The sequence below is a fragment of the Mycobacterium sp. TH-M82 genome, from assembly GCF_057473605.1.
Genome location: NZ_JBYCKY010000493.1, coordinates 1 through 3,022 on the forward strand (window position 1 = coordinate 1; position 3,022 = coordinate 3,022).

Here is a 3,022-nt window from a genome sequence, read left to right on the forward strand (position 1 = left end):
GCTCACCGGCTGCAATGTGGAGAATGTCTCATATGGCCTGAGTCTCTGCGCCGAATGCGGTGTGGTGTCTGCGCTCTACGCCGGCGGCGGCGGGCGACTGGTCGCGCTGGCTTGCGCGGATGCCGCTGGGGCGGTGTTGATGCCGTGCGGGCGGTGCCGCCAGGTGCTGCTGGAGCACGGCGGTCCCGGGCTGTGGATCGATCACCCGGGCGGGCCGCGCCGGCTCGGCGACCTGCTGCCCGACGCGTTCGGCCCGGAGCGCCTGCCGTGACCGGTTTCGACGCCCCCACGCTGATCCGCACCAAGCGCGACGGGCAGCGGCTGTCCGACGCGGCGATCGACTGGATCATCGACGCCTACACCGGTGGTCAGATCGCCGAAGAACAGATGTCGGCGTTGCTGATGGCAATCTTCCTGCGCGGCATGGACGCGCAAGAAACCGCGCGTTGGACCGCGGCGATGATGAACTCCGGCGAGCGGATGGATTTCCCCGGCCTGGTGACCGTGGACAAGCACTCCACCGGCGGGGTGGGGGACAAGATCACCCTGCCGCTGGTCGCCGTCGTCGCCGCCTGCGGCGGCGCGGTGCCGAGCGCGTCCGGCCGCGGACTCGGCCATACCGGCGGCACCCTGGACAAGCTGGAGTCGATCGCGGGCTTTGACGCGGCGCTCTCCGGTGAGCGGGTCCGGGCACAGGTCGCCGATGTGGGCGCGGCGATCTTCGCGGCCGGCCGGCTGGCGCCGGCCGATGTCAAGCTGTATGCGCTGCGCGACGTCACCGCCACCGTGGAGTCGGTGCCGCTGATCGCCAGCTCGGTGATGAGCAAGAAGCTGGCCGAAGGGGCCGGCGCGCTGGTTCTCGATGTCAAGGTCGGCTCCGGGGCGTTCATGCAATCGGCGGCGCAGGCCCGCGAGTTGGCACGTCTCATGGTCGAGCTGGGTGCGGCGCACCGGGTGCCTACCCGCGCGCTGCTGACCGACATGAACTCCCCGCTGGGCGCGACCGTCGGTAACGCCCTGGAGGTGGCCGAGGCGCTGGACGTGCTGGCCGGCGGCGGCCCCGCCGACGTGGTGGAGCTGACGGTGGCCCTGGCCGCCGAGATGCTGACGATCGCGCGCATCGACGGCACCGACCCGGCGCAGACCCTGCGCGACGGCACCGCGATGGACCGGTTCGCCGCGCTGGTCGCCGCTCAGGGCGGCGACCTTTCGGTTCCGTTGCCCATCGGCGCATGTTGCGAGACGGTGACCGCGCCCCGGGGCGGCACAATGGGAGACATCGACGCGAGGGCGGTGGGTATGACGGCGTGGCGGCTCGGCTCGGGTCGCGCGCGCCCGGGCGAGCGGGTGCAGGCCGGCGCCGGCGTGCGCATCCATCGCCGTCCCGGCGAACCGGTGATCGCCGGCGAGCCGTTGTTCACGCTCTATACCGACACCCCGGAACGTTTCACCGCCGCGCTGACCGAACTGCGCGGCGGCTGGCGCGTTGCCGACGCACCACCGGCCCCGCGGTCACTGGTCATCGATCGGATCGATCCGTGAGCACGCCCGCGACGACGCAGTGGGGGCACCTCCCGCTTGCGAGGGACGCAAGCGACGGCCAGGAGCGGCGCCGGTGGCAGAGCCGTTGAGCCTGGAGCTGATCCGATGCGCGCCCAAGGTGCTGCTGCACGACCACCTCGACGGCGGGCTGCGCCCGGCCACCGTGTTGGACATCGCCGGTCAGATCGGCTACGACGACCTGCCCGCCACCGACGCCGACGCGCTGGAAACCTGGTTTCACACCCGATCGCACAGCGGCTCGCTGGAACGCTACCTGGAGCCGTTCTCGCACACGGTGGCCGTGATGCAGACGCCCGAGGCGCTGCACCGGGTGGCCCGCGAATGCGTGGCGGACCTGGCCGCCGACTCCGTGGTGTACGCCGAGGTGCGTTTCGCTCCTGAGCTGCACATCGAGGGCGGGCTGTCGTTCGACGAGGTGACCGATGCGGTGCTGACCGGTTTCGCCGACGGGGAGCGCGACGCCGTCGCCGCCGGCCAGATCATCACCGTGCGCTGCCTGGTCACCGCGATGCGCCATGCAGCGCTGTCGAAGGAGATCGCCGAGTTGGCGATCCGGTTCCGGGACAACGGCGTGGTGGGGTTCGACATCGCCGGTGCCGAAGCCGGCTTCCCGCCGAGCCGGCACCTGGATGCGTTCGAGTACATGCGGGACCACAACGCCCGGTTCACCATCCACGCCGGCGAGGCATTCGGGTTACCGTCCATCCACGAGGCGATCGCGTTCTGCGGTGCGGACCGGCTCGGACACGGGGTGCGAATCGTCGACGACATCAGTGTGGAGCCCAGCGGAAGCGTCCGCTTAGGCCGGTTGGCGTCGATCCTGCGGGACAAGCGGATTCCCCTGGAGCTGTGCCCGAGTTCCAACGTGCAGACCGGTGCTGTCGCCAACCTCGCGGAGCACCCCTTCGACCTGCTGGCTCGGACCCGTTTCCGGGTGACCGTCAACACCGACAACCGGCTCATGAGCGACACCACCATGAGCAAGGAGATGCTGGCGCTATCGCAGACGTTCGGCTACGGCTGGAGCGATCTGGAGCGGTTCACCATCAATGCGATGAAGTCGGCGTTCGTATCGTTCGACCAACGGCTGGCGATCATCGACGAAGTGATCAAACCGCGCTACGCGGTGCTGATCGGCTGATGGAACTTCGAGCTGAAGAAGCGGCCGGGCAACCGTAGCGCCGCCCGGCCTTCGCTAGGCCGGGTAGATCAGTGCTCGACTACCGTGGCTTCCTCCTCGCCGGGCTTCCAGCTGATGGTGCCGTGCTCGAAGGTCTGCTGCTTGCCAGCATCGGCAGTGTTCGTCTCGTCGCTGGTCGGGTAGCCCAACTTGCCCTGCGAGCCGCCCTCTTCGTTCCACTCGTCGCGGATCTTGCCCCAGACCACGTAGGACCGGGTGGTGTGGACGATGACACCGCCGTCGAACTTCTGGAAGACGCCGCCGTCGGGGTTCTTCTGC

The 3,022-nt window shown here is 69.5% G+C and carries 4 protein-coding genes; 3 read left to right on the forward strand and 1 reads right to left on the reverse strand.

Features of this window, described 5'->3' with window-relative positions:
* The 3 genes from AC2VON_RS15320 to AC2VON_RS15330 all read left to right on the forward strand — a co-directional run.
* A partial coding sequence (locus tag AC2VON_RS15320) for a cytidine deaminase (RefSeq protein WP_486953719.1) occupies positions 1–271 on the forward strand: 271 nt, incomplete at its 5' end.
* Positions 268–1,542, forward strand: coding sequence for a thymidine phosphorylase (locus tag AC2VON_RS15325; RefSeq protein ID WP_486953720.1), 1,275 nt, complete (start codon positions 268–270; stop codon positions 1,540–1,542). The genes AC2VON_RS15320 and AC2VON_RS15325, both read left to right, overlap by 4 nt.
* Before the next feature lie 73 nt (positions 1,543–1,615).
* Complete coding sequence (locus AC2VON_RS15330; protein WP_486953721.1) at positions 1,616–2,704, forward strand: adenosine deaminase; 1,089 nt, start codon at positions 1,616–1,618, stop codon at positions 2,702–2,704.
* Between the two features lie 68 nt (positions 2,705–2,772).
* On the opposite strand, the gene AC2VON_RS15335 is transcribed toward AC2VON_RS15330, so the two are convergent.
* Positions 2,773–3,022, reverse strand: a 250-nt coding sequence (locus tag AC2VON_RS15335; RefSeq protein WP_486953722.1) for an LGFP repeat-containing protein, incomplete at its 5' end; no start/stop codon positions are given.